This window comes from Streptomyces deserti, from assembly GCF_054782695.1.
Genome location: NZ_BAAGRZ010000108.1, coordinates 1 through 1,261 on the forward strand (window position 1 = coordinate 1; position 1,261 = coordinate 1,261).

The window sequence follows — 1,261 nt, forward strand, 5'->3', positions numbered from 1 at the left end:
TAGCCGGTGAGTCGTTTGTCGCCGGGGATGTCCTCCCGTACGACGACCGCCGCCTGGGCCACCGCCGGATGCCCCGCCAGCACGACCTCCACCTCACCCGGCTCGATCCGGAACCCACGGATCTTCACCTGATCATCCGCACGCCCCGCGAACACCAACTCACCCTCGGCGTTCCACCGCACCCGGTCCCCGGTCCGATACATCCGCTGCCCCGGCTGGAACGGACACGCCACAAACCGCTCCGCCGTCAACCCCGCACGCCCCACATACCCACGCCCCACCTGAACCCCCGCCACATACAACTCACCCGTCACACCCACCGGCACCGGACCCAACCCCTCATCCAGCACATACACCCGCATATTCGCCACCGGACGCCCGATCGGCACCCCCGACCCCAACCCACCCGCACCCGCCCGCCACACCGTCACATTCACAGTCGCCTCACTAGGCCCATAACTGTTGAACAACGTCCGCCCACCCGCCACCCACCGCTCCACCAGATCAGCCGGACACACCTCACCCCCCACATCCAGCACAAACCCCGCATCCAGCACACCCTCCGGAATCAACGCCGCCACCACCGGCGGCAACGTCGCATGCGTCACCCCCTCCTCCACCAAGAACCGCACAAACTCATCCCCCAACCGACGCTCCCCCGGCACCACCACCAACGCCGCCCCCCGCAACAACGCCACCAACCACTCCTCACAAAACGCGTCAAACCCCACCGACGCGAACTGCGCCACCCGACTCCCCACCCCCACCCCATACCGCTCATGACTGTCCAGCAGATTCACACACGCCTCATGCGACACCACCACACCCTTCGGCCGCCCCGTCGACCCCGACGTGTAGATCACATACGCCGGATGCCCCGGCAACAACACACCCAGACGATCCACATCAGAAACCGCACCCCCATCAAACCCCTCCACATCCACCACGAACTCAGCCGAATCCACCACCAACACCGGCCCCGCATCCTCCACCACAAACCGAACCCGCTCCGCCGGCTGCTCCGGATCAACCGCCAGATACGCACCACCCGCCTTCAACACCGCCAACACCGCCACCACCAACTCAGGCGACCGCCCCAACACCAAAGCCACCACCGACTCCGGCCCCACCCCCCGCGCGATCAACTTCCGCGCCAAACGATTCGCCCACACCTCCACCCGCGCATACGACAACTCCACACCACCACCAACCAACGCCACCGCATCCGGAGACCGCACCACCTGCGCCGCGAACAAGTCCG

The 1,261-nt window shown here is 66.5% G+C and carries 1 protein-coding gene; it reads right to left on the reverse strand.

From position 1 onward, the window contains the following. A partial coding sequence (locus ACYVMZ_RS39300) for a non-ribosomal peptide synthetase (protein ID WP_461088106.1) occupies positions 1–1,261 on the reverse strand: 1,261 nt, incomplete at both ends.